The 23,454-nt window shown below is 70.9% G+C and carries 19 protein-coding genes; 15 read left to right on the forward strand and 4 right to left on the reverse strand.

The annotated features are described in order from the left end of the window. Window positions 1–7 precede the first annotated feature (7 nt). The 10 genes from AC0B9F_RS04735 (at window position 8) to AC0B9F_RS04780 (ending at window position 12,949) form a co-directional block, all read left to right on the forward strand. A complete protein-coding gene (locus AC0B9F_RS04735; RefSeq protein WP_471998761.1) occupies window positions 8–1,624 on the forward strand; it encodes a carboxyl transferase domain-containing protein in 1,617 nt (538 codons plus the stop codon). Window positions 1,625–1,632: 8 nt separating this feature from the next. Then, the gene (locus tag AC0B9F_RS04740) at window positions 1,633–3,564 is read left to right on the forward strand and encodes an acetyl/propionyl/methylcrotonyl-CoA carboxylase subunit alpha (protein ID WP_471998762.1); all 1,932 of its coding nucleotides are present in this window, start codon (window positions 1,633–1,635) and stop codon (window positions 3,562–3,564) included. Beyond that, a complete protein-coding gene (locus AC0B9F_RS04745) occupies window positions 3,561–4,502 on the forward strand; it encodes a hydroxymethylglutaryl-CoA lyase (RefSeq protein ID WP_471998763.1) in 942 nt (313 codons plus the stop codon). The genes AC0B9F_RS04740 and AC0B9F_RS04745 overlap by 4 nt, the downstream gene beginning before the upstream one ends. Window positions 4,503–4,507: 5 nt before the next feature. Beyond that, window positions 4,508–5,668: an acyl-CoA dehydrogenase family protein gene (locus AC0B9F_RS04750; RefSeq protein WP_471998764.1), complete on the forward strand. Its 1,161-nt coding sequence runs from the start codon at window positions 4,508–4,510 to the stop codon at window positions 5,666–5,668. 99 nt (window positions 5,669–5,767) lie between these two features. Next, the gene (locus AC0B9F_RS04755; protein WP_471998765.1) at window positions 5,768–6,817 is read left to right on the forward strand and encodes an ABC transporter substrate-binding protein; all 1,050 of its coding nucleotides are present in this window, start codon (window positions 5,768–5,770) and stop codon (window positions 6,815–6,817) included. Window positions 6,818–6,982: 165 nt separating this feature from the next. Next, entirely contained in the window at window positions 6,983–7,837 is an 855-nt protein-coding gene (locus AC0B9F_RS04760; RefSeq protein ID WP_471998766.1) for a siderophore-interacting protein, read from the forward strand. Between the two features lie 115 nt (window positions 7,838–7,952). Beyond that, on the forward strand, window positions 7,953–9,395 hold the full coding sequence (gene desA, locus AC0B9F_RS04765) for a lysine decarboxylase DesA (protein WP_471998767.1): 1,443 nt from the start codon (window positions 7,953–7,955) through the stop codon (window positions 9,393–9,395). Further along, the gene (locus AC0B9F_RS04770) at window positions 9,379–10,659 is read left to right on the forward strand and encodes a lysine N(6)-hydroxylase/L-ornithine N(5)-oxygenase family protein (protein ID WP_471998768.1); all 1,281 of its coding nucleotides are present in this window, start codon (window positions 9,379–9,381) and stop codon (window positions 10,657–10,659) included. The genes desA and AC0B9F_RS04770 overlap by 17 nt, the downstream gene beginning before the upstream one ends. Further along, complete coding sequence (locus tag AC0B9F_RS04775) at window positions 10,656–11,180, forward strand: GNAT family N-acetyltransferase (RefSeq protein WP_471998769.1); 525 nt, start codon at window positions 10,656–10,658, stop codon at window positions 11,178–11,180. Before AC0B9F_RS04770 ends, AC0B9F_RS04775 begins: the two co-directional genes overlap by 4 nt. Continuing rightward, window positions 11,177–12,949 carry an IucA/IucC family protein gene (locus AC0B9F_RS04780; RefSeq protein ID WP_471998770.1) on the forward strand — a complete coding sequence of 591 codons (1,773 nt, stop codon included), beginning with the start codon at window positions 11,177–11,179 and terminating at the stop codon, window positions 12,947–12,949. The genes AC0B9F_RS04775 and AC0B9F_RS04780 overlap by 4 nt, the downstream gene beginning before the upstream one ends. A 65-nt stretch (window positions 12,950–13,014) precedes the next feature. Here the strand turns inward: AC0B9F_RS04780 and AC0B9F_RS04785 are convergent, their stop codons facing one another. Beyond that, the gene (locus AC0B9F_RS04785; RefSeq protein ID WP_471998771.1) at window positions 13,015–14,649 is read right to left on the reverse strand and encodes a beta-N-acetylhexosaminidase; all 1,635 of its coding nucleotides are present in this window, start codon (window positions 14,647–14,649) and stop codon (window positions 13,015–13,017) included. A gap of 185 nt (window positions 14,650–14,834) precedes the next feature. Continuing rightward, entirely contained in the window at window positions 14,835–16,400 is a 1,566-nt protein-coding gene (locus tag AC0B9F_RS04790; RefSeq protein ID WP_471998772.1) for a purple acid phosphatase family protein, read from the reverse strand. A gap of 164 nt (window positions 16,401–16,564) precedes the next feature. Between AC0B9F_RS04790 and AC0B9F_RS04795 the strand changes: the two genes are divergently transcribed. Together AC0B9F_RS04795 and glmS are read left to right on the forward strand one after the other, a co-directional pair. Then, window positions 16,565–16,822 carry a hypothetical protein gene (locus AC0B9F_RS04795; protein WP_471998773.1) on the forward strand — a complete coding sequence of 86 codons (258 nt, stop codon included), beginning with the start codon at window positions 16,565–16,567 and terminating at the stop codon, window positions 16,820–16,822. Between the two features lie 13 nt (window positions 16,823–16,835). Continuing rightward, a complete protein-coding gene (gene glmS / locus AC0B9F_RS04800; protein ID WP_471998774.1) occupies window positions 16,836–18,653 on the forward strand; it encodes a glutamine--fructose-6-phosphate transaminase (isomerizing) in 1,818 nt (605 codons plus the stop codon). Between the two features lie 175 nt (window positions 18,654–18,828). Here glmS and AC0B9F_RS04805 read toward each other — a convergent pair whose 3' ends face one another. Both AC0B9F_RS04805 and AC0B9F_RS04810 read right to left on the reverse strand, forming a co-directional pair. Then, window positions 18,829–19,380 carry a hypothetical protein gene (locus AC0B9F_RS04805; RefSeq protein WP_471998775.1) on the reverse strand — a complete coding sequence of 184 codons (552 nt, stop codon included), beginning with the start codon at window positions 19,378–19,380 and terminating at the stop codon, window positions 18,829–18,831. A gap of 146 nt (window positions 19,381–19,526) precedes the next feature. Further along, window positions 19,527–20,054 (reverse strand): universal stress protein, encoded by a 528-nt coding sequence (locus tag AC0B9F_RS04810; protein WP_471998776.1) that lies wholly within the window; start codon window positions 20,052–20,054, stop codon window positions 19,527–19,529. Between the two features lie 313 nt (window positions 20,055–20,367). Between AC0B9F_RS04810 and AC0B9F_RS04815 the strand changes: the two genes are divergently transcribed. The 3 genes from AC0B9F_RS04815 (at window position 20,368) to orn (ending at window position 23,364) form a co-directional block, all read left to right on the forward strand. Next, window positions 20,368–20,682: a hypothetical protein gene (locus AC0B9F_RS04815; protein WP_471998777.1), complete on the forward strand. Its 315-nt coding sequence runs from the start codon at window positions 20,368–20,370 to the stop codon at window positions 20,680–20,682. Between the two features lie 377 nt (window positions 20,683–21,059). Beyond that, window positions 21,060–22,268, forward strand: a complete 1,209-nt coding sequence (locus tag AC0B9F_RS04820; protein WP_471998778.1) for a helix-turn-helix domain-containing protein — start codon at window positions 21,060–21,062, stop codon at window positions 22,266–22,268. Between the two features lie 487 nt (window positions 22,269–22,755). Then, on the forward strand, window positions 22,756–23,364 hold the full coding sequence (gene orn / locus AC0B9F_RS04825; protein WP_471998779.1) for an oligoribonuclease: 609 nt from the start codon (window positions 22,756–22,758) through the stop codon (window positions 23,362–23,364). Window positions 23,365–23,454 lie beyond the last annotated feature (90 nt).

Raw genomic sequence — 23,454 nt, forward strand, 5'->3', positions numbered from 1 at the left:
CGCAAGGATGCAAGAGGCACCGGAGCTGACGAGCGCGGCCGACCCCGCGTCGGAGGCCTGGCAGGCCAACGAGGAGGCGCACCGCGTCCTCGTCGAGGAGCTGCGCGGCAAGCTGGCCGCCGCCCGCCTGGGCGGGGGTGAGAAGGCGCGGGCACGGCACACCGCGCGCGGCAAGCTGCTGCCGAGGGACCGGGTGGACACACTGCTCGATCCGGGCTCGCCGTTCCTGGAGCTGGCGCCGCTGGCCGCCGACGGGCTGTACGACGGGCAGGCCCCGGCCGCGGGCGTGATCGCCGGGATCGGCCGGGTCAGCGGCCGCGAGTGCGTGATCGTCGCCAACGACGCCACCGTCAAGGGCGGCACGTACTACCCGATGACCGTGAAGAAGCACCTCCGCGCGCAGGAGGTGGCGCTCGACAACCGGCTCCCCTGCGTGTACCTCGTCGACTCCGGCGGCGCCTTCCTGCCCATGCAGGACGAGGTCTTCCCGGACCGCGACCACTTCGGGCGGATCTTCTACAACCAGGCGCGCATGTCGGGCGCCGGTATCCCGCAGATCGCCGCCGTGCTCGGGTCGTGCACGGCGGGTGGTGCGTACGTCCCGGCCATGAGCGACGAGGCGGTCATCGTCCGCAACCAGGGCACGATCTTCCTGGGCGGCCCGCCCCTGGTGAAGGCCGCCACCGGCGAGGTCGTCACCGCCGAGGAGCTGGGCGGCGGCGAGGTCCACTCCCGCGTCTCGGGCGTCACCGACCACCTCGCCGAGGACGACGCGCATGCCCTGAGGATCGTGCGGAACATCGTCGCGACCCTCCCCGCGCGGACCTCTCTGCCCTGGGAGGTCGTGCCCGCCGCAGAGCCCAAGGTCGACCCCTACGGCCTCTACGGCGCCGTCCCCGTCGACTCCCGCACCCCGTACGACGTCCGCGAGGTCGTCGCCCGGATCACCGACGGCTCCCGCTTCTCGGAGTTCAAGAGCGAGTTCGGGCAGACCCTCGTCACCGGCTTCGCCCGGATCATGGGCCACCCGGTCGGGATCGTCGCCAACAACGGCATCCTGTTCGCCGAGTCCGCCCAGAAGGGCGCGCACTTCATCGAGCTGTGCGACCAGCGCGGCATCCCGCTGGTGTTCCTGCAGAACATCTCCGGGTTCATGGTCGGCAAGGACTACGAGGCCGGCGGCATCGCCAAGCACGGCGCGAAGATGGTGACGGCGGTGGCGTGCACGCGCGTGCCGAAGCTGACCGTCGTCGTCGGCGGATCCTACGGCGCGGGCAACTACTCCATGTGCGGCCGGGCCTACTCGCCCCGCTTCCTGTGGATGTGGCCCAACGCCAAGATCTCCGTAATGGGCGGCGAGCAGGCCGCCTCGGTGCTCGCCACCGTCAAGCGGGACCAGATCGAGGGACGCGGGGAGGAGTGGCCCGCTGAGGAAGAGGAAGCCTTCAAGGCGCCTGTCCGCGCCCAGTACGAGCGCCAGGGCAACGCCTACTACGCCACCGCCCGCCTGTGGGACGACGGCGTCATCGACCCGCTGGACACCCGTCAGGTCCTCGGGCTCGCCCTGACGGCCTGCGCCAACGCGCCGCTGGGCGACCCCCAGTTCGGCGTCTTCCGGATGTGAGGGGACTCGTGTTCGACACCGTACTCGTGGCCAACCGGGGTGAGATCGCCGTCCGCGTCATCCGCACCCTGCGGTCGATGGGCGTGCGCTCGGTGGCCGTCTTCTCCGACGCCGACGCGGACGCCCGGCATGTCCGGGAGGCCGACACGGCGGTCCGGATCGGTCCGGCGCCGGCCGCCGAGAGCTATCTGTCCGTCGAGCGCCTGCTGGAGGCCGCCCGGCGCACCGGCGCCCAGGCCGTCCACCCGGGCTACGGCTTCCTCGCCGAGAACGCGGCCTTCGCCCGGGCCTGCGAGGAGGCCGGGATCGTCTTCATCGGCCCGCCGGCCGACGCGATCGCACTGATGGGCGACAAGATCCGCGCCAAGGAGACCGTGCAGGCGGCCGGGGTGCCGGTCGTGCCGGGCTCCAGCGGCAGCGGGCTCAGCGACGAGCAGCTCGCCGACGCGGCCCGGCAGATCGGCATGCCGGTGCTGCTGAAGCCGAGCGCCGGCGGCGGCGGCAAGGGCATGCGGCTGGTGCGGGACATCGAGAAGCTCGCCGACGAGATCGCCGCCGCCCGCCGCGAGGCCCGCGCCTCCTTCGGCGACGACACGCTGCTGGTGGAGCGGTGGATCGACCGGCCCCGGCACATCGAGATCCAGGTGCTGGCCGACGGCCACGGCAACGTCGTCCACCTCGGCGAGCGCGAGTGCTCGCTCCAGCGGCGCCACCAGAAGATCATCGAGGAGGCGCCGAGCGTGCTCCTCGACGAGGCCACGCGCGCGTCGATGGGCGAGGCGGCCGCGCAGGCGGCCCGCTCCTGCGGCTACCGCGGCGCGGGCACGGTGGAGTTCATCGTCCCCGGCAGCGACCCCTCGCAGTACTACTTCATGGAGATGAACACCCGCCTGCAGGTGGAGCACCCGGTCACCGAGCTCATCACCGGCCTCGACCTGGTGGAGTGGCAGTTGCGCGTCGCGGCCGGTGAGCCGCTCGGCTTCCGGCAGGAGGACGTCCGCCTCACCGGGCACGCGTTCGAGGCCCGCATCTGCGCCGAGGACCCGGCGCGCGGCTTCCTCCCCTCGGGCGGCACCGTCCTCAAACTCCGCGAACCCGAGGGTGACGGGCTGCGCACCGACTCCGGGCTGAGCGAGGGCACCGAGGTCGGCAGCCTGTACGACCCGATGCTGTCCAAGGTCATCGCGTACGGCCCCGACCGGCCGACCGCTCTGCGCAGACTCCGCGCGGCCCTCGCGGACACGGTGACGCTCGGTGTGCAGACCAACGCGGGCTTCCTGCGCCGGCTGCTGGCCCACCCGGCGGTCGTCGCCGGGGACCTGGACACCGGGCTGGTGGAGCGGGTGGTGGACGACCTGGCCCCTGCCGGCGTACCGGAGGAGGTGTACGAGGCGGCGGCCGCCGTACGCCTGCACGCGCTGAAGCCGGAGGAGGACGGCTGGGTCGACCCCTTCTCCGTGCCGAGCGGCTGGCGGATGGGCGGCACACCCAAGCCCGTCTCCTTCCCGCTGCGGGTCACCGAGCCCGTGGACCACACCCCGCGCGGCACCCACACGGTCACCGGCGACACGGTCACCGTCACCCTCGACGGCGTACGGCACACCTTCCACCGTGCCGCCGACTGGCTCGGCCGGGACGGCGACGCCTGGCACGTGCGCGACCACGACCCGGTCGCCGCGTCCCTCACCCGCGCCGGGCACGCGGGCGCCGACTCGCTGACCGCGCCGATGCCGGGCACGGTGACGGTGGTGAAGGTGGCCGTCGGCGACGAGGTCGCCGCCGGGCAGAGCCTGCTGGTGGTGGAGGCGATGAAGATGGAGCACGTCATCTCCGCCCCGCACGCCGGCACGGTCGCCGAACTGGACGTCACGCCCGGCACGACGGTCGCCATGGACCAGGTGCTGGCCGTGATCACCCCGCACGAGGAGGTGACCGCATGACCGCCGAAGGGCTCCCCATGAGGGTGCCGGCCGCCGGGCTGCCCGCCCGGGTGCGCATCCACGAGGTGGGCGCGCGCGACGGGCTGCAGAACGAGAAGGCGGCCGTGCCGACCGAGGTGAAGGCGGAGTTCGTGCGCCGCCTCGCCGACGCGGGCCTGACCACGATCGAGGCGACCAGCTTCGTGCACCCGAAGTGGGTGCCCCAGCTCGCCGACGCCGAGCAGCTGTTCCCCCTGGTGAGCGCGCTCCCCGTGGACCTGCCGGTGCTGGTGCCGAACGAACGCGGCCTGGAGCGGGCGCTCGCCCTGAAGGCGACCCGGGTCGCCGTGTTCGCCAGCGCGACCGATTCCTTCGCCAAGGCCAACCTCAACCGCACGGTGGACGAGGCGCTGGCCATGTTCGCGCCGGTGGTGTCGCGGGCGAAGGCGGAGGGCGTCCACGTGCGCGGCTACCTCTCCATGTGCTTCGGCGACCCCTGGGAGGGTCCGGTGCCCGTGGACCAGGTCGTCCGGGTGTGCCGGGCGCTGCTCGGGATGGGCTGCGACGAGCTGAGCCTCGGCGACACCATCGGGGTGGCGACCCCGGGGCACGTCACCGCGCTGCTCACGGCGCTCCAGGAAGCCGGGATCGGCACCGAGGCGCTCGGCGTGCACTTCCACGACACCTACGGCCAGGCGCTCGCCAACACCCTGGCCGCGCTGCAACAGGGCGTCACCACCGTCGACGCCTCCGCGGGCGGCCTGGGCGGCTGCCCCTACGCGAAGTCCGCCACCGGCAACCTCGCCACCGAGGACCTGGTGTGGATGCTGCACGGCCTCGGCATCGACACCGGGGTCGACCTCGGCCGTCTCGTCGCCACAAGCGTCTGGATGGCCGGACAGCTGGGCCGCCCGAGCCCCTCCCGTACCGTCCGCGCCCTCTCCCACAAGGACCAGTGATCAGCATGGACTACCGACTCTCCCCCGAACTGGAAGAACTCCGGCGCACGGTCGAGGAGTTCGCGCACGACGTGGTGGCCCCGAAGATCGGCGACTTCTACGAGCGGCACGAGTTCCCGTACGAGATCGTGCGGGAGATGGGCCGCATGGGCCTGTTCGGGCTGCCGTTCCCGGAGGAGTACGGCGGCATGGGCGGCGACTATCTCGCGCTCGGCGTGGCGCTGGAGGAGCTGGCCCGGGTGGACTCGTCCGTGGCGATCACGCTGGAGGCGGGGGTGTCGCTGGGGGCGATGCCGATCCACCTGTTCGGCACCGAGGAGCAGAAGCGCGAGTGGCTGCCCCGGCTGTGCGCGGGCGAGATGCTGGGCGCGTTCGGCCTGACCGAGCCGGACGGGGGCTCGGACGCCGGCGCCACCCGCACCACGGCCCGCCTCGACGCGGACACCGACGAGTGGGTGATCAACGGCACCAAGTGCTTCATCACCAACTCCGGCACGGACGTCACCGGTCTGGTCACGGTCACCGCCGTCACCGGCCGCAAGCCCGACGGCCGCCCACGGATCTCCGCGATCATCGTGCCGTCCGGCACCCCCGGCTTCACGGTCGCGGCGCCGTACTCCAAGGTCGGCTGGAACGCCTCGGACACCCGCGAGCTGTCCTTCCAGGACGTCCGGGTGCCGGCCGCGAACCTGCTCGGTGAGGAGGGCCGCGGGTACGCGCAGTTCCTGCGCATTCTCGACGAGGGCCGCATCGCCATCGCCGCCCTGGCGACGGGCCTGGCGCAGGGCTGCGTGGACGAGTCGGTGAAGTACGCCAAGGAGCGGCACGCCTTCGGCAAGCCGATCGGCGCCAACCAGGCCATCCAGTTCAAGATCGCCGACATGGAGATGCGGGCCCACACCGCGCGTCTGGCCTGGCGCGACGCGGCGGCCCGTCTGGTCTCCGGGGAGCCGTTCAAGAAGCAGGCGGCGCTGGCGAAGCTGTACTCCTCCACGGTCGCGGTGGACAACGCCCGCGACGCCACCCAGGTGCACGGCGGCTACGGCTTCATGAACGAGTACCCGGTGGCCCGTATGTGGCGCGACTCCAAGATCCTGGAGATCGGCGAGGGCACCAGCGAGGTCCAGCGGATGCTGATCGCCCGGGAGCTGGGGCTGGTGAGCTGAGGGCGAGGGGGCGCCCCCTGGACAGTGAGTGAGGTTAGGCTAACCTACCTTCGAACCTGTCCAGCGGGCGCTCCGCCCCGTTCGAAAGCAGTCACACCCATGTCCAACGCCAGAGCCACCCATCTCTCCCGCCGCGGGATCCTGGCCGCGGGCGGCGTCATCGGCCTCGGGGCCGCGCTCGCCGCCTGCGGTGACGGCGACGCGACAGCCGGGGGCTCGGGCAAGGAGACCTCCGCCGCCAGGTCCGGCCCCTGGACGTTCAAGGACGACCGCGGGCAGACCGCGAAGGCCGGCAAGGTGCCGTCCGCGATCGTCGCGTTCACCGGCGTCGCCGCCGCGCTGCACGACTACGGCGTGGAGGTGAAGGGCGTCTTCGGCCCGACGAAGACCAAGGACGGCAAGGCCGACGTGCAGGCCGGCGGCCTGGACGTGAACAAGGTGACCGTCCTCGGCAACGAGTGGGGCCAGTTCAACATCGAGAAGTACGCGGCGCTCCAGCCGGACCTGCTCATCTCCACGATGTTCGACGACGCCGGCACGCTCTGGTACGTCCCGGAGGAGTCGAAGAAGAAGATCGAGGCCGTCGGCGCGCCCAGCGTCGGCATCTCCGTCTACGACCGCCGGCTGACCGAGCCGCTGGCGCGCATGCTCCAGCTGGCGAAGTCGCTCGGCGGGGACGTGAGCGCCGCGAAGGTCACGCAGGCGAAGAAGCGTTTCGAGGCCGCGGCGGCCCGGCTGCGCGCCGCGGCCAAGGCCAGGCCGGACATCAAGGTGATGGCGGGCAGCGCCAGCCAGGACCTGTTCTACGTCTCCGGCACCCACCTCTCCATCGACCTGGAGTACTTCAAGTCCCTCGGCGTGAACTTCGTGGAGCCGCCGGAGAGCGCCAAGAAGCAGGGCGGCGGCTGGTTCGAGTCGCTGAGCTGGGAGAACGTCGACAAGTACGCGGCGGACATCATCATGATGGACAGCCGGACCTCGGCCGTGCAGCCCGCCGACATTTCCGAGGCCACGTGGAAGAAGCTGCCCGCGGTGAAGGCGGGTCAGGTCATCTCCCGTAATCCCGAGCCGATCCTTTCCTACGACAAGTGTGCGCCGCTTCTCGAGTCCCTCGCCGAGGCCATCGAGAAGGCCAAGAAGGTCAGCTGACACGCCCCGTCGGGTGGGTGGCCCGTCAGCGCCGTAGGGGTGCCTCGCCGTGGGCGGACTGCGGCCCGTCCGTGGCCGGTCGCGCCCACGCGGCGGAGCCGCACATCGATACAGCCCCGCGCCCCTGAGTCGGCCACCCTCCCGCCCGATGACACAGGAGCCCCCATGACCACCGCCGTAGCCGCCCCGTTCCGTTTCTTTTCCCTTCAGGTCGTGCGGACGCGGCGGCTCGGGCCGTCCCTGGTCCGGGTTTCCTTCGCCGGGGCCGATCTGGACGCCTTCCAGTCACTCGGGTGCGATCAGTCGCTGTCGCTGTTCCTGCCGCATCCGGGGCAACAGGAGCCGGTCGTGCCGATCGAGCTGGGCGATGGCTGGTGGCAGGCGTGGCGTGAACTCCCGGACGGCGTACGGGCCGTGATGCGGTCGTACACGCTGCGCGCCCTGCGCCGGGACGCCTGGGGGCGCACCAGCGAGATCGACATCGACTTCGCGCTGCACGGCGTCGAGCCGGGCGCGGCCGCCCCCGCAGGCCCCGCCTCCCGCTGGGCCGCCCGGGCCGCGGCCGGTGACCGGGTGCTGCTGCTCGGACCGGCGATCGCCGACAACCGGGCCATCCGCTTCCGCCCGCCCGCGGACGCCGACCTCGTCGTGCTGTGGGGCGACGAGACCGCCGTGCCCGCCGCGACCGCCGTCCTCGAGTCCCTGCCGGCCGGCACCCGGGTGCGTGCCTGGCTGGAGGTGCCGCACGCCGGTGACATCCAGGACGTGGCCACCGAGGCGGACGCCGAGATCACGTGGCTCGTACGGCACGACGGGTCCCCCACGACCGTCGACGCCGTACGGGCCGCCCGGCTGCCCGACGCGGAGCGGCCGTATGTGTGGATCGCCGGTGAGTCCGGCCGGGTGAAGGAGCTGCGCCGGCACTTCGTCGGCGAGCGGGGCGTCGACCGGCGGCGGGTGACGTTCGTCGGGTACTGGCGGCAGGGCATGAGCGAGGAACAGCTCCGCACGGCGGAGTAACTCCCCTGGGGTGAGCGCGGTCACGGCACAGCCATGTCCGCGCGTGATCAACTTAGGCTAGGCTAACCTAAGCACCGCATCCCCGCACGGACTGTCCCGACCGGAGGACCCCCACATGCGCTCGCACCTGCTCAATGACCTCACCGCGGAGCACTACCGCCGTTCCGTGACCGAAGGAGTCGAGCGGGTGGCCGCCAAACTCGCCACCACCGGCCGTCCGTTCACCGGCGTCACCGTCGACGACCTCGCCCCCCGCATCGAGGGCATCGACCTGGACGAGCCGCTCCTCGACACCACGGCCGCCCTGGACGAGCTGGAGGAGGTCTACCTCCGCGACGCCGTCTACTTCCACCACCCCCGCTACCTCGCCCACCTCAACTGCCCGGTCGTCATCCCCGCGGTAGTCGGCGAGGCCGTCCTGTCCGCCGTCAACTCCTCCCTGGACACCTGGGACCAGTCCGCCGGCGGCACCCTCATCGAGCGCCGGATCGTCGACTGGACGGCCGAGCGCATCGGCCTCGGCCCGGCCGCCGACGGCGTGTTCACCTCCGGCGGCAGCCAGTCCAACCTCCAGGCGCTGCTGCTGGCCCGGGAAGAGGCCAAGAGCGACTCCCTCGCACGGCTGCGCGTCTTCGCCTCCGAGGCCGGCCACTTCAGCGTGAAGAAGTCCGCCGGACTCCTCGGCCTCGGCCCGGACGCCGTCGTCACCGTCCCCGTCGACCACGACCAGCGGATGCGGACCGTCGCCCTCGCCCGCGAACTCGAGCGCTGCCGCGAGGACGGCCTGGTGCCGATGGCCGTCGTCGCCACCGCCGGCACCACCGACTTCGGCTCCATCGACCCGCTGCCCGAGATCGCCGAGCTGTGCTCCCGGTACGGCACCTGGATGCACGTCGACGCCGCCTACGGCTGCGGCCTGCTGGTCTCCCCCACCCGGCGCGCGCTGCTGACCGGCATCGAGCGCGCCGACTCCGTCACCGTCGATTACCACAAGTCCTTCTTCCAGCCGGTGAGTTCCTCCGCCCTGCTGGTCCGCGACGCCTCCACCCTGCGGCACGCCACCTACCACGCCGAGTACCTCAACCCGCGCCGCATGGTCGCCGAGCGCATCCCCAACCAGGTCGACAAATCCCTGCAGACCACCCGCCGCTTCGACGCGCTGAAGCTGTGGCTGACGCTGCGCGTGATGGGCGCCGACGGCGTCGGGCGGCTCTTCGACGAGGTGTGCGACCTCGCGGGTGAGGGGTTCCGGCTGCTGGCCGCCGACCCACGCTACGACGTCGTCGTCGAACCCGCCCTGTCCACCCTGGTCTTCCGCTACATCCCGGCCGCCGTCACCGGTCCGGCCGCGATCGACCGCGCCAACCTCCACGCCCGCAAGGCCCTGTTCGCCTCCGGGGACGCCGTCGTCGCCGGCACCAAGGTCGCGGGCCGCCACTACCTGAAGTTCACCCTGCTCAACCCCGAGACGACGGCCGACGACATCGCGGCCGTCCTCGACCTGATCGCCGGCCACGCCGAGCAGTACCTGGGAGAGTCCCTTGACCGCGCTTGCTGAGTCCCGCCGCACCTACGACTTCGTGGGGATCGGGCTCGGGCCCTTCAACCTCGGCCTGGCCTGCCTGACCGAACCCATCGACGCGCTCGACGGCGTCTTCCTGGAGTCCAAGCCGGACTTCGAGTGGCACGCCGGGATGTTCCTCGACGGCGCGCACCTGCAGACGCCGTTCCTGTCGGACCTGGTCACGCTGGCCGACCCGACCTCGCCGTACTCCTTCCTGAACTACCTCAAGGAGCAGGGCCGGCTGTACTCCTTCTACATCCGGGAGAACTTCTACCCGCTGCGCGTCGAGTACGACGCCTACTGCCGCTGGGCCGCGAACAAACTCAGCAGCGTCCGCTTCGGCACGACGGTCACCGAGGTGACGTACGACGAGAGCGACGAGCTGTACGCCGTACGGACGGACGGCGGTGACACCTTCCGCGGCCGCCATCTGGTCCTGGGCACCGGCACCCCGCCCTACGTCCCCGAGGCCTGCCAGGGTCTCGGCGGCGACTACCTGCACACCTCCCGCTATGTGCAGCACAAGGCCGAGCTCCAGCGGAAGGAGTCGATCACGCTGGTCGGCTCCGGGCAGTCCGCCGCCGAGATCTACCACGACCTGCTCAGCGACATCGACGTCCACGGCTACCGGCTGAACTGGGTCACCCGCTCCCCGCGCTTCTTCCCGCTGGAGTACACCAAGCTCACGCTGGAGATGACCTCGCCGGAGTACATCGACTACTACCGCGCCCTGCCCGAGGCCACCCGCTACCGGCTCACGGAACGGCAGAAGGGCCTGTTCAAGGGCATCGACGGCGATCTGATCAACGACATCTTCGACCTGCTCTACCAGAAGAACCTGGCCGGCCCGGTGCCCACCCGGCTGCTCACCAACTCCGCGCTGACCCGGGCGGCGTACGACCACGGCGCGTACACGCTCACCTTCCGCCAGGAGGAGCAGGGCAAGGACTTCGAGATCGTCACCGACGGACTGGTCCTGGCCACCGGGTACAAGTACGTCGAGCCGGAGTTCCTCGCGCCCATCCGGGACCGGCTGGTCCGCGACTCCCGGGGCGCCTTGGACGTCGCCCGCAACTACTCCGTCGACGTCACCGGCAGAGGCGTCTTCCTGCAGAACGCCGGCGTCCACACCCACAGCGTCACCAGCCCCGACCTGGGCATGGGCGCCTACCGCAACAGCTACATCATCCGGGAGCTGCTCGGCAGCGAGCACTACCCGGTCGAGAAGACCATCGCCTTCCAGGAGTTCGCCGCATGACGTTCACGTTCCGCCCCCTCGACCCGCTGCAGGACGCCGGGCTGGTGCACTCCTGGGTCACCCACCCCAAGGCGGCCTTCTGGATGATGCAGGACGCGAAACTCGAGGACGTCGAGCGGGCGTACGGGGAGATCGCCGCGGACGAGCACCATCACGCGCTGCTGGGGCTCAGGGACGGCGAACCCGCCTTCCTCATGGAGAGGTACGACCCCGCCCACCGGGAACTGGCCGGGCTGTACGAGGCACGGCCGGGCGACGTCGGCATGCACTTCCTGACACCGCCGGCGGACACGCCCGTGCACGGGTTCACGCGGGCCGTCATCACCGCGGTCATGACGCACCTCTTCGAAAACCCGGCCGTGCGTCGCGTCGTCGTCGAGCCGGACGTGCGCAACACGGCCGTGCACGCGCTCAACGCGGCCGTCGGCTTCGTGGCGGAGCGGGAGATCGACAAGCCGGAGAAGCGGGCGCTGCTGAGCTTCTGCACCCGCGAGCAGTTCGAGAAGGCGGTGCGCGCATGACCCTCACCGACGCCGTGGCCCATCTGTCGCCCGAACGCTGGGAGGAGGCGAGCCGGCTGCTGCTGCGCAAGGCGCTCGCCGAGTTCGCGCACGAGCGGCTGATCACCCCGGAGGAGACCGCTCCCGGGCAGTACGTCGTCCGCAGCGACGACGGGCTCACCCGGTACCGCTTCACCGCCGTCCGCCGCGCCCTGGACCACTGGCAGGTGGAGGCCGCCTCGATCACCCGGCACCGCGACGGAACCGAACTGCCGCTGAGCGCGCTGGACTTCTTCATCGAGCTGAAGGAGACGCTGGGGCTGAGCGACGAGATCCTGCCGGTGTATCTGGAGGAGATCTCCTCCACCGTCTCCGGCACCTGCTACAAGCTGACCAAACCGCGGGTGAGCGCCGCCGAGCTGGCGGAGAGCGGCTTCCAGGCCATCGAGACCGGGATGACCGAGGGCCACCCCTGCTTCGTCGCCAACAACGGACGGCTCGGCTTCGGCGTCCACGACTACCGGTCGTACGCGCCGGAGGCGGCGAGCCCCGTCCGGCTGGTGTGGCTGGCCGCGCACCGGTCCCGGGCGGTGTTCACGGCGGGCGCCGGCATCGAGTACGGGACGTTCGTGCGCGAGGAGCTGGGCGAGGAGACCGTCGAGCGGTTCCACGGGGTGCTGCGCGGGCAGGGCCTGGACCCGGCCGACTACCTGCTGATCCCGGTCCACCCGTGGCAGTGGCGGAACAAGCTCGCCGTCACCTTCGCCGCCGAGGTCGCGAGGAAGCACCTGGTGTGCCTGGGCGAGGGCGACGACGCGTATCTGGCGCAGCAATCCATACGCACCTTCTTCAACACCTCGCACCCGCACAAGCACTACGTCAAGACGGCGCTGTCCGTGCTGAACATGGGCTTCATGCGGGGCCTGTCGGCGGCGTACATGGAGGCGACCCCGGCCATCAACGACTGGCTGGCGCAGCTGATCGAGAACGACCCGGTGCTGAAGTCGGCGGGCCTGTCGATCATCCGGGAGCGGGCGGCCGTCGGCTACCGGCATCTGGAGTACGAGCGGGCCACCGACAGCTATTCGCCGTACCGCAAGATGCTCGCCGCGCTGTGGCGGGAGAGCCCGGTGCCGTCGCTGGCGGAGGGTGAGCACCTGGCGACCATGGCCTCGCTGCTGCACGTGGACGGCGAGGGCCGGTCGTTCGCGGGCGCGCTGGTCGAACGGTCGGGGCTGGCGGCGGCCGAGTGGCTGCGGCGCTATCTGCGGGCCTACTACACACCGCTGCTGCACAGCTTCTACGCCTACGACCTGGTGTTCATGCCGCACGGGGAGAACACGATCCTGGTGCTGCGGGACGGCGTGGTGCAGCGGGCGGTCTACAAGGACATCGCCGAGGAGATCGCGGTGATGGACCCGGACGCGGCGCTGCCGCCGGAGGTGGCGCGCATCCGCGTGGAGGTGCCGGAGGACAAGAAGCTGCTGTCCCTCTTCACGGACGTCTTCGACTGCTTCTTCCGTTTCCTGGCCGCGCTGCTCGCCGCGGAGGGGGTGCTGAGCGAGGACGCCTTCTGGCGGACGGTCGCCGAGGTCACCCGCGAGTACCAGCAGGCGCATCCGGAACTCGCCGACCGCTTCCGGCAGTACGACATGTTCGCCCCCGAGTTCGCGCTGTCCTGCCTCAACCGGCTCCAGTTGCGCGACAACCGGCAGATGGTCGACCTGGCGGACCCCTCCGGGGCACTCCAGCTGGTCGGCGCGCTGAAGAACCCGATCGCCGGGCTCTGACCTGCCGAAAGCGGGCGGGCGCCCCGGTGTACGGTCCACCGGGGCGCCCGTCGATGTGCTCGGGTTCAGTTCGCCGGCCAGGGGACCTCGGGCGACTTGTGGTAGCCGATGCCGAGGGCGTCCCAGCGGGGGCCCTGGGCGGCCAGGCGGGTCTTGTAGGCGTCCCAGTCGTGGGTGGCCGCCGGGGACCAGCCCAGTTCGGCGACGCCCGTGACGCGCGGGAAGGCCATGTAGTCGATGTCGGCGGACGTGGTGATGCGCTCCGTCCACATCGGCGCCTCGACGCCCTTGACCGCGGTGGCGGGGGTGCCGGGCAGGTAGGAGCCCGGGTCCCAGTCGTAGGACTTGCGCGCCTCGACGTAGCCGGCCCAGGTCGCGCCCTGCTTGGTCGTGCTGTCGTACTTCATGTCGAGGTAGAGCCGGTCGGCGGGCGACAGGATCAGCCCGGTGCCGTTCTGCGCGGCCTGGGCGACCTGGGCCTTCTCGGCGGCGCTGGTGGAGTCCAGGCCCCAGTACTGGGCGAGCGCGCCGGGGGCCGGGGTGGCGCCGGTGAGCTGGTGCCAGCCGATGACCGTCTTGCCGTACTTGGCGACGACGGGCTGGATCCGGTTCATGAACGTCACGTAGTCGGCGTGGCTGGTGGAGTGCGCCTCGTCGCCGCCGATGTGCAGATAGCGGCCCGGGGTGAGCGCGGCCAGTTCGCGCACGACGTCGTCGACGAAGCGGTAGGTGACGTCCTTGGGCACGCACAGCGAGCTGAAGCCGACGCTCGTGCCGGTGTACAGCGGGGGTGCGGTGCCGTCGCAGTTCAGTTCGGCGTAGGAGGCGAGGGCGGCGTTGGTGTGGCCGGGCATGTCGATCTCGGGGACGACGTCGAGGTAGCGGGAGGCGGCGTAGCGCACGATCTCCCGGTAGTCGTCCTTGGTGTAGAAGCCGCCGGGGCCGCCGCCGACCTCGGTGGAGCCGCCGTGGGCGGCCAGGCGCGGCCAGGAGTCGATCGCGATGCGCCAGCCCTGGTCGTCGCTGAGGTGCAGATGCAGCTTGTTGATCTTGTAGAGGGCGAGTTCGTCGATGTAGCGCTCGACCTGGCCGACGGTGAAGAAGTGCCGGGAGACGTCGAGCATGGCGCCGCGGTAGCCGTAGCGCGGGCTGTCGGTGATGGTGCCGCCCGCCACCAGCCAGGGGCCGCGCTGCACGGTGTCCTTCTCGACGGCGGCGGGCAGCAGCTGACGGAGCGTCTGCACGCTGTGGAAGAGGCCGGCCGGGGTGCCCGCGGTGAGGGTGACGCCGCCGGGGCCGCTGTGCAGCCGGTAGCCCTCGGCGCCGTACTGACCGGGGGTCAGGCGCAGGGCGATGCCGCTCGTGCCCTCGTGGACGATCGGCAGCGGGTAGCCGGTGGAGGGCCGCAGGACGTCCGCGAGGTAGGCGGCGACGCGCTCGGCCGCGGGATCGCCGTCGACACGCAGGACGGTGCCGCCGGTGATGCGGTACGGCTGCCCGCTCGCGGTGACCGACGCGGGCGCCGGGACCACCTGGCCGAGCGGCGTGGCCTGGGCGTCGGGGGCCTGCGGCAGGGCCCGGGGGGCGGCCGCGCCGACGGTGAGGACGCCCGCCGCGGTCAGCAGCAGCGCGCCGAGGACACGGGCCGTGCGGGCGGCCCCGGTCCGCTGTCGGGGAGTCGTGCTGTGGTGCCGTCTCACATGCGCTCCCATCAGAAGTGGTTGAGACCACTGTCCCGCAGATGCGGCGAAACAATCCCCGCACCGCGGAAATCATCCGGAAGGACGGCATGTGGGCGTTCGACGGGAGGAGTTCACGCCGGCCGAGCAGGCGGTCCTGAAACGTCTGTGACGCCGGGACCGCCTGCCCTCGCGCGGGCCGGGGCCTACTTCGCCCGGCGGGCCACCGTGAAGTGGTCGATCCGGTCGCCGGTCTCGGCGATGCCCTGGACCTTCAGGGTGGTCCAGCGGCCCTGCGGCGCGGGCTCGACGTCCACGCGCAGGAACGAGTAGTTCAGGTAGCGCACCCGGGACCAGGCGACGGTCTCGTTCTGCTTGCCGCCCTTGAGGTTGACGAAGGAGGCGACCGAGTCGACCTCGTGCTCGTGGCCCTCGTAGGAGTCCGGCGCGGTGAACGCGTACAGGCTGCGGCCCGCCGCGCCCGCCGTGACGTACACCACGCCCTCGGTCTCGGGGTAGGCGGTGCCGCCGATCGGCAGCTTCTTCGCGACCTGGTCGCCCTTGATCACGTCGGTGCGCTCGTACTGGTGGTTGTGGCCGTTGATGACCAGGTCGACCTGGTACTTCTCGAACAGCGGCACCCACTCCTGGCGCACGCCCCCCTCCGAGGCGTGCGCCGTGGAGGTGCAGTAGGCGCAGTGGTGGAAGAAGACGATGACGAAGTCGATGTCCCGCGCCGCGCGGAACCTCTTCAGCTGGTCCTCGAACCACTTGGTCTGCGTGCCGCCGGAGAGGCCGAGGTTGGCCGGGATCTCGTAGGAGACGTCGTTGGGGTCGAGCGAGATGATCGCGGTGTTGCCGTAGACGAAGGAGTAGACGCCCGGCAGGTTCTTCTGGTCCGGCCCGTTGTCGGGCAGGGTGAAGCGGGCCTCCTCGCCGCCGTAGCCGTTGGGCGAGTACCAGGCCTCCATGTCGTGGTTGCCGTACGACACCATCCACGGGACCTGCTTGGCGACCGACTCCGTCTGGTAGAGGAACTGGTCCCAGGTGCGCGAGTCGAAGCCGCTGTCGCTGGTCTTGCCGGCGCCGGACGGGTCACCGTAGGCGATGTCGCCCGCGTGCAGGTGGAAGGCCGGGTTCTGGCCGAGGATCAGCGCGTCGTTGGCCAGCGCGTGGTAGCTGACGCCCTGGTCGCCGAAGGCGGTGAAGGTGAACGGCGCCTTGTGGGCGGGGGCGGTGGTGAAGGTGCCCAGGGTGCCCAGCAGGTGGGACTCGGCCGGGTCGAAGCCCTCGTGGCCGACACCGTAGTAATAGGTGCGGCCGGGGCGCAGGTGGGCCAGCTGGGCGTGCAGGTAGTACTGCGTGTGGTCGCCGCTCGCGCCGACGCCGGCCGGCGTGTACAGGGTGCGCACCTCGGCCTCTATCTTGCGGGAGAGGTCCCAGGGGTGCGCGCCGATGCGCACGAACGGCTTCTTCACGGCGACCGGGACCTGCCAGGAGATGGTCATCTCCGTGCGCGGGTCGTTGCCGTAGGCGAGGTGGCGGCCGAAGGGGGCGACCAGCGCGCCGTCCACGGTCTCGGTGGCCGGAGCGGTCCGCTGGGTCGGCACGGCGGCCTGGGCGGTGGCGCCCGTCACGAACGCGCCACCGACCACGGCCCCCAGGGTGACGGCGCCGCCGCGGAACATGGTGCGGCGGGAGAATCTCGACCGCAGGTACTCGTGCTGCTCGGCCATACTCATGCGGTCGGCGAGCTGGTCCGGTACTCCCATACGAGGAATGTCCATGGCGACTGAAACTCGTCTGCCCGGGCAACGGGAGTCGGACCGCCGGATGGACAGCCGACAAACAGCCGCTCATGAGACCTTCAACAGTCGCTTGCCCGAAATCGGGCAGGTTTCTTGCGAAAGAGCGGCCGGTACTCCAGGATCATCGGGTGCACGACGAACTCGTAGATCACCTGACGCGCTCCACGCCCCTGAGCCGGGGCGAAGCGCTGCGGGTGATCCAGGACGTGCTCGCGTTTTTCGACGAGACGACCGAGGATTTCGTCCGTCGCCGCCACCGTGAGCTCCAGGCCCAGGGCCTGGTGAACACGACGATCTTCGAACGGATCGCGGCGGACCTGAAGTATCGCGCGGTGGCGCCCCCGGAGCTGTCGCTCCGGCAGCTGCGCCGCATCGTCTACGGCTGAGGAATACCAACATATGTGCGGAATCGTCGGATACATCGGGAAGCGTGACGTCGCCCCCCTCCTGCTCGAGGGCCTCCAGCGGCTGGAGTACCGCGGCTACGACTCCGCGGGCATCGTCGTCACCTCCCCGAAGACCGCCGGCCTGAAGATGGTCAAGGCCAAGGGCCGGGTGCGCGACCTGGAGGCCAAGGTCCCGGCGCGCTTCAAGGGCACCACCGGCATCGCCCACACCCGCTGGGCCACCCACGGCGCCCCCTCCGACGTCAACGCCCACCCGCACATGGACGCCGGGGGCAAGGTCGCCGTCGTCCACAACGGCATCATCGACAACGCCTCCGACCTGCGCCGCAAGCTGGAGGCGGACGGCGTCGAGTTCCTCTCCGAGACGGACACCGAGGTCCTCGTCCACCTCATCGCCCGCTCCCAGGCCGACAAGCTCGAGGACAAGGTCCGCGACGCGCTGCGCCTGGTCGAGGGCACCTACGGCATCGCCGTCATGCACGCCGACTTCAACGACCGCATCGTGGTCGCCCGCAACGGCTCGCCGGTCGTCCTCGGCATCGGCGAGAAGGAGATGTTCGTCGCCTCCGACATCGCCGCGCTGGTCGCCCACACCCGGCAGATAGTCACCCTCGACGACGGCGAGATGGCCACCCTCAAGGCCGACGACTTCCGCACCTACACCACCGAGGGCACCCGCACCACGGCCGAGCCCACCACCGTGGAATGGGAGGCCGCCTCCTACGACATGGGCGGCCACGACACCTACATGCACAAGGAGATCCACGAGCAGGCCGACGCCGTGGACCGCGTGCTGCGCGGCCGCATCGACGACCGCTTCTCCACCGTGCACCTCGGCGGCCTCAACCTGGACGCCCGCGAGGCGCGCCGCATCCGGCGCGTGAAGATCCTCGGCTGCGGCACCTCGTACCACGCGGGCATGATCGGCGCCCAGATGATCGAGGAGCTGGCCCGCATCCCCGCCGACGCCGAGCCGGCCTCCGAGTTCCGCTACCGCAACGCGGTCGTGGACCCCGACACCCTCTACATCGCGGTCTCCCAGTCCGGCGAGACCTACGACGTCCTCGCCGCCGTCCAGGAGCTCAAGCGCAAGGGCGCCCGCGTCCTCGGCGTGGTGAACGTGGTCGGCTCGGCGATCGCCCGCGAGGCCGACGGCGGCGTGTACGTGCACGCCGGTCCCGAGGTCTGCGTGGTCTCCACGAAGTGCTTCACCAACACCACGGTCGCCTTCGCCCTGCTCGCCCTGCACCTCGGCCGCACCCGCGACCTCTCGGTCCGCGACGGCAAGCGCATCATCGAGGGCCTGCGCAGGCTGCCCGCGCAGATCTCCGAGATGCTGGAGAACGAGGACGAGATCAAGAAGCTGGCCGAGGAGCTCGCCCAGGCCCGCTCGATGCTCTTCATCGGCCGCGTCCGGGGCTACCCGGTGGCCCGCGAGGCCTCCCTGAAGCTCAAGGAGGTCTCCTACATCCACGCCGAGGCCTACCCGGCCTCCGAGCTGAAGCACGGTCCGCTGGCCCTGATCGAGCCGGCCCTGCCGACGGTCGCGATCGTCCCGGACGACGACCTGCTGGAGAAGAACCGCGCCGCGATGGAGGAGATCAAGGCCCGCAGCGGCCGCATCGTCGCCGTCGCCCACCAGAACCAGGAGAAGGCCGACCACACGATCGTCGTCCCGAAGAACGAGGACGAACTCGACCCGATCCTGATGGGCATCCCCCTCCAGCTCCTCGCCTACCACACGGCCAAGGCCCTCGACCGGGACATCGACAAGCCGAGGAACCTCGCCAAGTCGGTCACGGTGGAATAACCCACCCAGGGGCGCAGTTCCCCGCGCCGCCCCGAAAGGGGCGCGGGGAACTGCGCGACCAGCCACAGCGAACCCGCAGAGGCCACACAAGAGAACGGGCCCCCTGGTGATGCCAGCCACCAGGGGGCCCGCCCATGGAACACCGGGGAGCCGCCCAACCCCCCAGCCGGCGCAGCTAACCGGTGGCCGTCACCCCCCGGCCCGCAGCGCGTCCCGGAAGTGCCGTCGGCCAGTGGGCCAGCGCGGCCGTCGCCGCGTACCAGGCCACCGCGCCGGAGGCGACCGCCACCCAGCCGCCGGCCTTGGTGAGCACCGAGCTGTCCGCGAACTGGGCGACGGCGAGCACGAGCATCGCCAGGAACAGCAGCCCGTGCACGGCCTGGCCGAGGGTGTCGCCGCCCGCGAGGGTCAGCGTGAGCGCCACCAGGGCGAACAGCAGCAGGAAGAGCCCTGTCGCGTTGGCCGAGCCGTGCCCGGAGACGGCCCAGGTGAACCAGAGGGCGCCGAGAGCGACGTACCCCACACCGAAGGCGCCGTCACGCAGGGCCAGCAGACCGACGAGGAAGAGGGCGACCCCGCCCACGTAGTGGGCCAGCGACATGGCGTCGGACGTCGCCACACCGTCGATGACACCGGTCGTACCGAGACCGAACGCCAACAGGGTGATGCCCAGGGCGAGTCGGCCGGCGATGGTGGTGGTGCTTCCCGCAGAGACGTCGTTGTCCACGGCGGGCTCCCTTCATGCATGTGCAGTTGTGCGGTGACCGGTATATGCCCTTCACAACCGCACAAACACCTGCGACGCGCGAGTAACTTCACGCAGTGCACAGGGATATTGACACGCCGTGAGCGGCGCGCAGTGAACTCGATACGTCAGGGGATGACGATCACGGGCCGCTTCGCCCGCTTGGCCAGGCGCCCGGCCACGGAGCCGAAGATCCGGCCGACAATGCCGTGCGTGGACCCCACGACGATCGCGTCGGCCTCGTACTCCTGGCCGACTTCCTCGAGTTCGTGACAGATGTCGCCGCCACGCTCGACCAGGATCCACGGCACCTCGGCGAGGTAGTCCGCACAGGCCAGTTCCAGACCGAGCACCTCGGTGCGGTGGTCGGGGACGTCGACGAAGACGGGGGGCTCGCAGCCGGCCCAGACCGTGGTCGGCAGCCGGTTGGCCACATGGACGATGATCAGTCCGGAACGGGACCGATGGGCCATGCCGATCGCGTACGCCAGCGCACGCTCACTGGACGTCGAGCCGTCGAAGCCGACGACCACACCGTGCTGGAAGGCGGGGTCGCAGGGATGGCGTGCCTCTTCGGCCGCCTGGGGCTCCATCGCCGACGGGTCGGCGACCGGCCGCTTGCGGTCCGCGGGTTCGAAGAATTCGTGACCGGCCATGGCTGTCTCGGCGTTGTGATCCTTTATGGGGGACGACAGTGTGCGGCGGAGCTGTGTCCGGGAAACATCTTCCCAACCCCATACCCCCAAGGGTACGGCGGCACGCCTCCTTCGCCCAGATCCCGCGCCTGCACGGCGGGGTTCACCGGAGCATGCACGAGTCGGCGCCCGTAACGCAATGGTTGCTGCCCCGTACAGGCGGTTCGCACGAGAACTCACCGGCATCCGCCAGATGATCGTCCCGCGGCCCCACACGGTGACCGACCCGGTCGAACAGGCGTTGAACCCGGTGATCGACTCCAGGAGGCGCGCCATGCCCGCACCGCGTACCGAGGACACCTCGGCCGAGGTCGTCCGCTGGGCGGCCTTCAGCTGCGTCCTCGTTCCCGTGGTACTGCTCTGGTACGGCACCTCGCTCGGCGGCGCCACCGGCACCGCCCTGGGTCTCGCCGCGGTCACCGCCGTCTGCCGGCTGCTGCTGCGCCGTTCCGAACGCCACCCGGTCCGCCTGCTGGAGGAGCCGCACCAGCATCGCGGGCGCCACCAGCGCACAGGGAGCGGCACGCACCGCGGAGCGCGTCGCTCCGCGCCCCCGGCGCACACGGAGGGAAACTCACCGGTCGGCTGACCGGTTTCCGCGCACGCACCCGTCTCTTTTCAGCCAACTTCTGGATAGCGCCCCCGACCGCCCCCAGACACCCGTCACCCCCCGTTCGACCTGCAAGGAAAGGGTCTCAGGACCCTCCCGCACCCTACGTGGATTGGCCACCGCGACGAGGCGCACTTCCCTGCGCCCTCCCCGAGTGCAACGCTTCGTGATCGAATGCTTTACGCCAAGTTGTCATGTCGACAATCTGCGGGGTGGCGAACCGGTCACCGCGGCTTGGCGGGACACAGTAGATTCGATCTTGACTGTCTACGGCGGGGGACTCGTGCAGGACCGAGGGGAAACGTGCAGGAGCGACACAACCGAGGAGCCGCGACCACCGAGGGGGGCTTAGCAGGATGAGCCACGACTCCACTGCCGCGCCGGAAACCGCGGCCCGGAAGCTGTCCGGGCGACGTCGCAAGGAGATCGTCGCGGTGCTGCTGTTCAGCGGCGGCCCCATTTTCGAGAGTTCCATTCCACTGTCGGTGTTCGGGGTTGACCGCCAGGACGCCGGCGTTCCGCGCTACCGCTTGCTGGTGTGCGCGGGCGAGGAAGGGCCCCTGCGGACCACAGGAGGCCTGGAACTCACCGCACCACACGGGCTGGAGGCGATCTCACGCGCGGGCACGGTCGTCGTGCCGGCCTGGCGCTCGATCACCTCACCGCCACCGGAGGAAGCGCTCGACGCGCTGCGCCGGGCGCATGAGGAGGGTGCCCGCATCGTCGGGCTGTGCACCGGCGCCTTCGTGCTCGCCGCGGCCGGCCTGCTGGACGGCCGCCCGGCGACCACCCACTGGATGTACGCACCGACGCTGGCCAAGCGCTATCCGTCGGTCCACGTCGATCCGCGGGAGCTCTTCGTCGACGACGGAGACGTCCTCACCTCCGCCGGTACGGCGGCCGGAATCGACCTCTGCCTCCACATCGTGCGCACGGACCACGGCAACGAGGCGGCCGGCGCGCTCGCCCGGCGCCTGGTGGTCCCGCCGCGCCGCTCGGGCGGGCAGGAGCGCTACCTCGACCGGTCTTTACCGGAGGAGATCGGCGCCGACCCGCTCGCCGAGGTCGTCGCCTGGGCGCTGGAGCATCTCCACGAGCAGTTCGACGTGGAGACGCTGGCCGCGCGCGCGTACATGAGCCGCCGCACGTTCGACCGCCGCTTCCGTTCTCTGACCGGAAGCGCACCATTGCAGTGGCTGATCACGCAGCGCGTGCTGCAGGCCCAGCGGCTGCTGGAGACGTCGGACTACTCGGTGGACGAGGTCGCGGGCCGCTGCGGCTTCCGCTCCCCGGTGGCACTGCGCGGCCACTTCCGCCGCCAGCTGGGTTCGTCCCCGGCGGCGTACCGTGCCGCGTACCGGGCCAGGCGCCCGCAGGCCGATAAACCGGTCGAGGCCGACCCGACGCAGCAGCCGGCTGCGCTGAGCCCTTCGTCCCCCCACGCCCCGGCGGCCCTGCACCCGGACACCCCGGTATCCCTGCAGTCCCGCCGCGCCCCCGTAGGCGCGATGAGTTCCGCGACCCCGGCCCCCCTGTCCCTCCCGAGCCAACGCAGCGGCTCCTGACCAAGCGAAGGGCCCGTGGGGTGCAACCACCCCACGGGCCCTTCCGCGTTTCCCCGCGGCCCGCTCGCCAGGTGCGAGGGGGAGGCACGACTGCCCGCAGCTCTCGGAGTTGAAGGCGCCCGCCACGGCGTTGTCGCACCCGCCGACGGCGGGAAGGGGACGGGGTGGGGGGTGTCCGCCCGCAGCGGCCGGCACCGGGCAACGGTGAGCGTGTCGGGGACGGGCGGCCGGACCGAGGACGGACACCCCCCACCCCGGCCCCGACTCGGAAACCGGCCGCAGGCGCGACAGCAACCACCCACCGGACAGCAACGGGCCGCCGCAGGCATCAAAGGGGCGCGGGGCTGTGTCGATATGCGGCTCCGCCGCGTGGGCGCGACCAGCCACAACGAAACCCGCAGACAAACGACGACCCAGCGCCGCAGGCACCCCGCACAAGACACACGACCGGCGCCGCACGCCCCCCACCCCCCGTAAGGTGACACACATGAACGATCGCATGGTGTGGATCGACTGCGAGATGACCGGCCTCTCGCTGTCCGACGACGCGCTCATCGAGGTGGCCGCCCTCGTCACCGACTCCGAGCTCAACGTGCTCGGCGAAGGCGTCGACATCGTCATCCGTCCGCCGGACCGCGCACTGGAGACGATGCCGGAAGTGGTGCGTCAGATGCACACCGCCTCCGGGCTGCTCGCGGAACTCCCGAACGGCACGACGCTCAAGGACGCCGAGGAGCAGGTCCTGGCGTACGTGAAGGAGTACGTGAAGGAACCCGGCAAGGCCCCCCTGTGCGGCAACTCCGTCGGCACCGACCGCGGCTTCCTCCTCCGCGACATGCCCACGCTGGAGGACTACCTCCACTACCGCATCGTCGACGTCTCCTCCATCAAGGAGCTGGCCCGCCGCTGGTACCCGAGGGCCTACTTCAACAGCCCGGAGAAGAACGGCAACCACCGCGCCCTCGCCGACATCCGCGAATCCATCGCGGAGCTGCGCTACTACCGCGAGGCGATCTTCGTGCCCCAGCCCGGCCCGGACTCCGACACCGCGAAGACGATCGCGGCGAAGCACGTCCTGCCAGCTCAGCACCACTGACAGGGTCACCCGAAGGGGGCGCCGAGAAAGGCGGGCGCGAGCACCCCTTCGGACCCTGTACACTTTTTCTCGGCCGGTCAGGGAGACGAA

The organism is Streptomyces sp. NPDC097129 (genome assembly GCF_055668065.1).

Coding starts and splice junctions, on each gene's coding strand:
- AC0B9F_RS04815 (WP_471998777.1), top strand. CDS start 20,368: ATGCCCGCACCGCGTACCGAGGACACCTCGGCCGAGGTCGTCCGCTGG.
- AC0B9F_RS04750 (WP_471998764.1), top strand. CDS start 4,508: ATGGACTACCGACTCTCCCCCGAACTGGAAGAACTCCGGCGCACGGTC.
- AC0B9F_RS04735 (WP_471998761.1), top strand. CDS start 8: ATGCAAGAGGCACCGGAGCTGACGAGCGCGGCCGACCCCGCGTCGGAG.
- AC0B9F_RS04790 (WP_471998772.1), bottom strand. CDS start 16,400: ATGGGAGTACCGGACCAGCTCGCCGACCGCATGAGTATGGCCGAGCAG.
- glmS (WP_471998774.1), top strand. CDS start 16,836: ATGTGCGGAATCGTCGGATACATCGGGAAGCGTGACGTCGCCCCCCTC.
- orn (WP_471998779.1), top strand. CDS start 22,756: ATGAACGATCGCATGGTGTGGATCGACTGCGAGATGACCGGCCTCTCG.
- desA (WP_471998767.1), top strand. CDS start 7,953: ATGCGCTCGCACCTGCTCAATGACCTCACCGCGGAGCACTACCGCCGT.
- AC0B9F_RS04810 (WP_471998776.1), bottom strand. CDS start 20,054: ATGGCCGGTCACGAATTCTTCGAACCCGCGGACCGCAAGCGGCCGGTC.
- AC0B9F_RS04745 (WP_471998763.1), top strand. CDS start 3,561: ATGACCGCCGAAGGGCTCCCCATGAGGGTGCCGGCCGCCGGGCTGCCC.
- AC0B9F_RS04755 (WP_471998765.1), top strand. CDS start 5,768: ATGTCCAACGCCAGAGCCACCCATCTCTCCCGCCGCGGGATCCTGGCC.
- AC0B9F_RS04820 (WP_471998778.1), top strand. CDS start 21,060: ATGAGCCACGACTCCACTGCCGCGCCGGAAACCGCGGCCCGGAAGCTG.
- AC0B9F_RS04775 (WP_471998769.1), top strand. CDS start 10,656: ATGACGTTCACGTTCCGCCCCCTCGACCCGCTGCAGGACGCCGGGCTG.
- AC0B9F_RS04780 (WP_471998770.1), top strand. CDS start 11,177: ATGACCCTCACCGACGCCGTGGCCCATCTGTCGCCCGAACGCTGGGAG.
- AC0B9F_RS04760 (WP_471998766.1), top strand. CDS start 6,983: ATGACCACCGCCGTAGCCGCCCCGTTCCGTTTCTTTTCCCTTCAGGTC.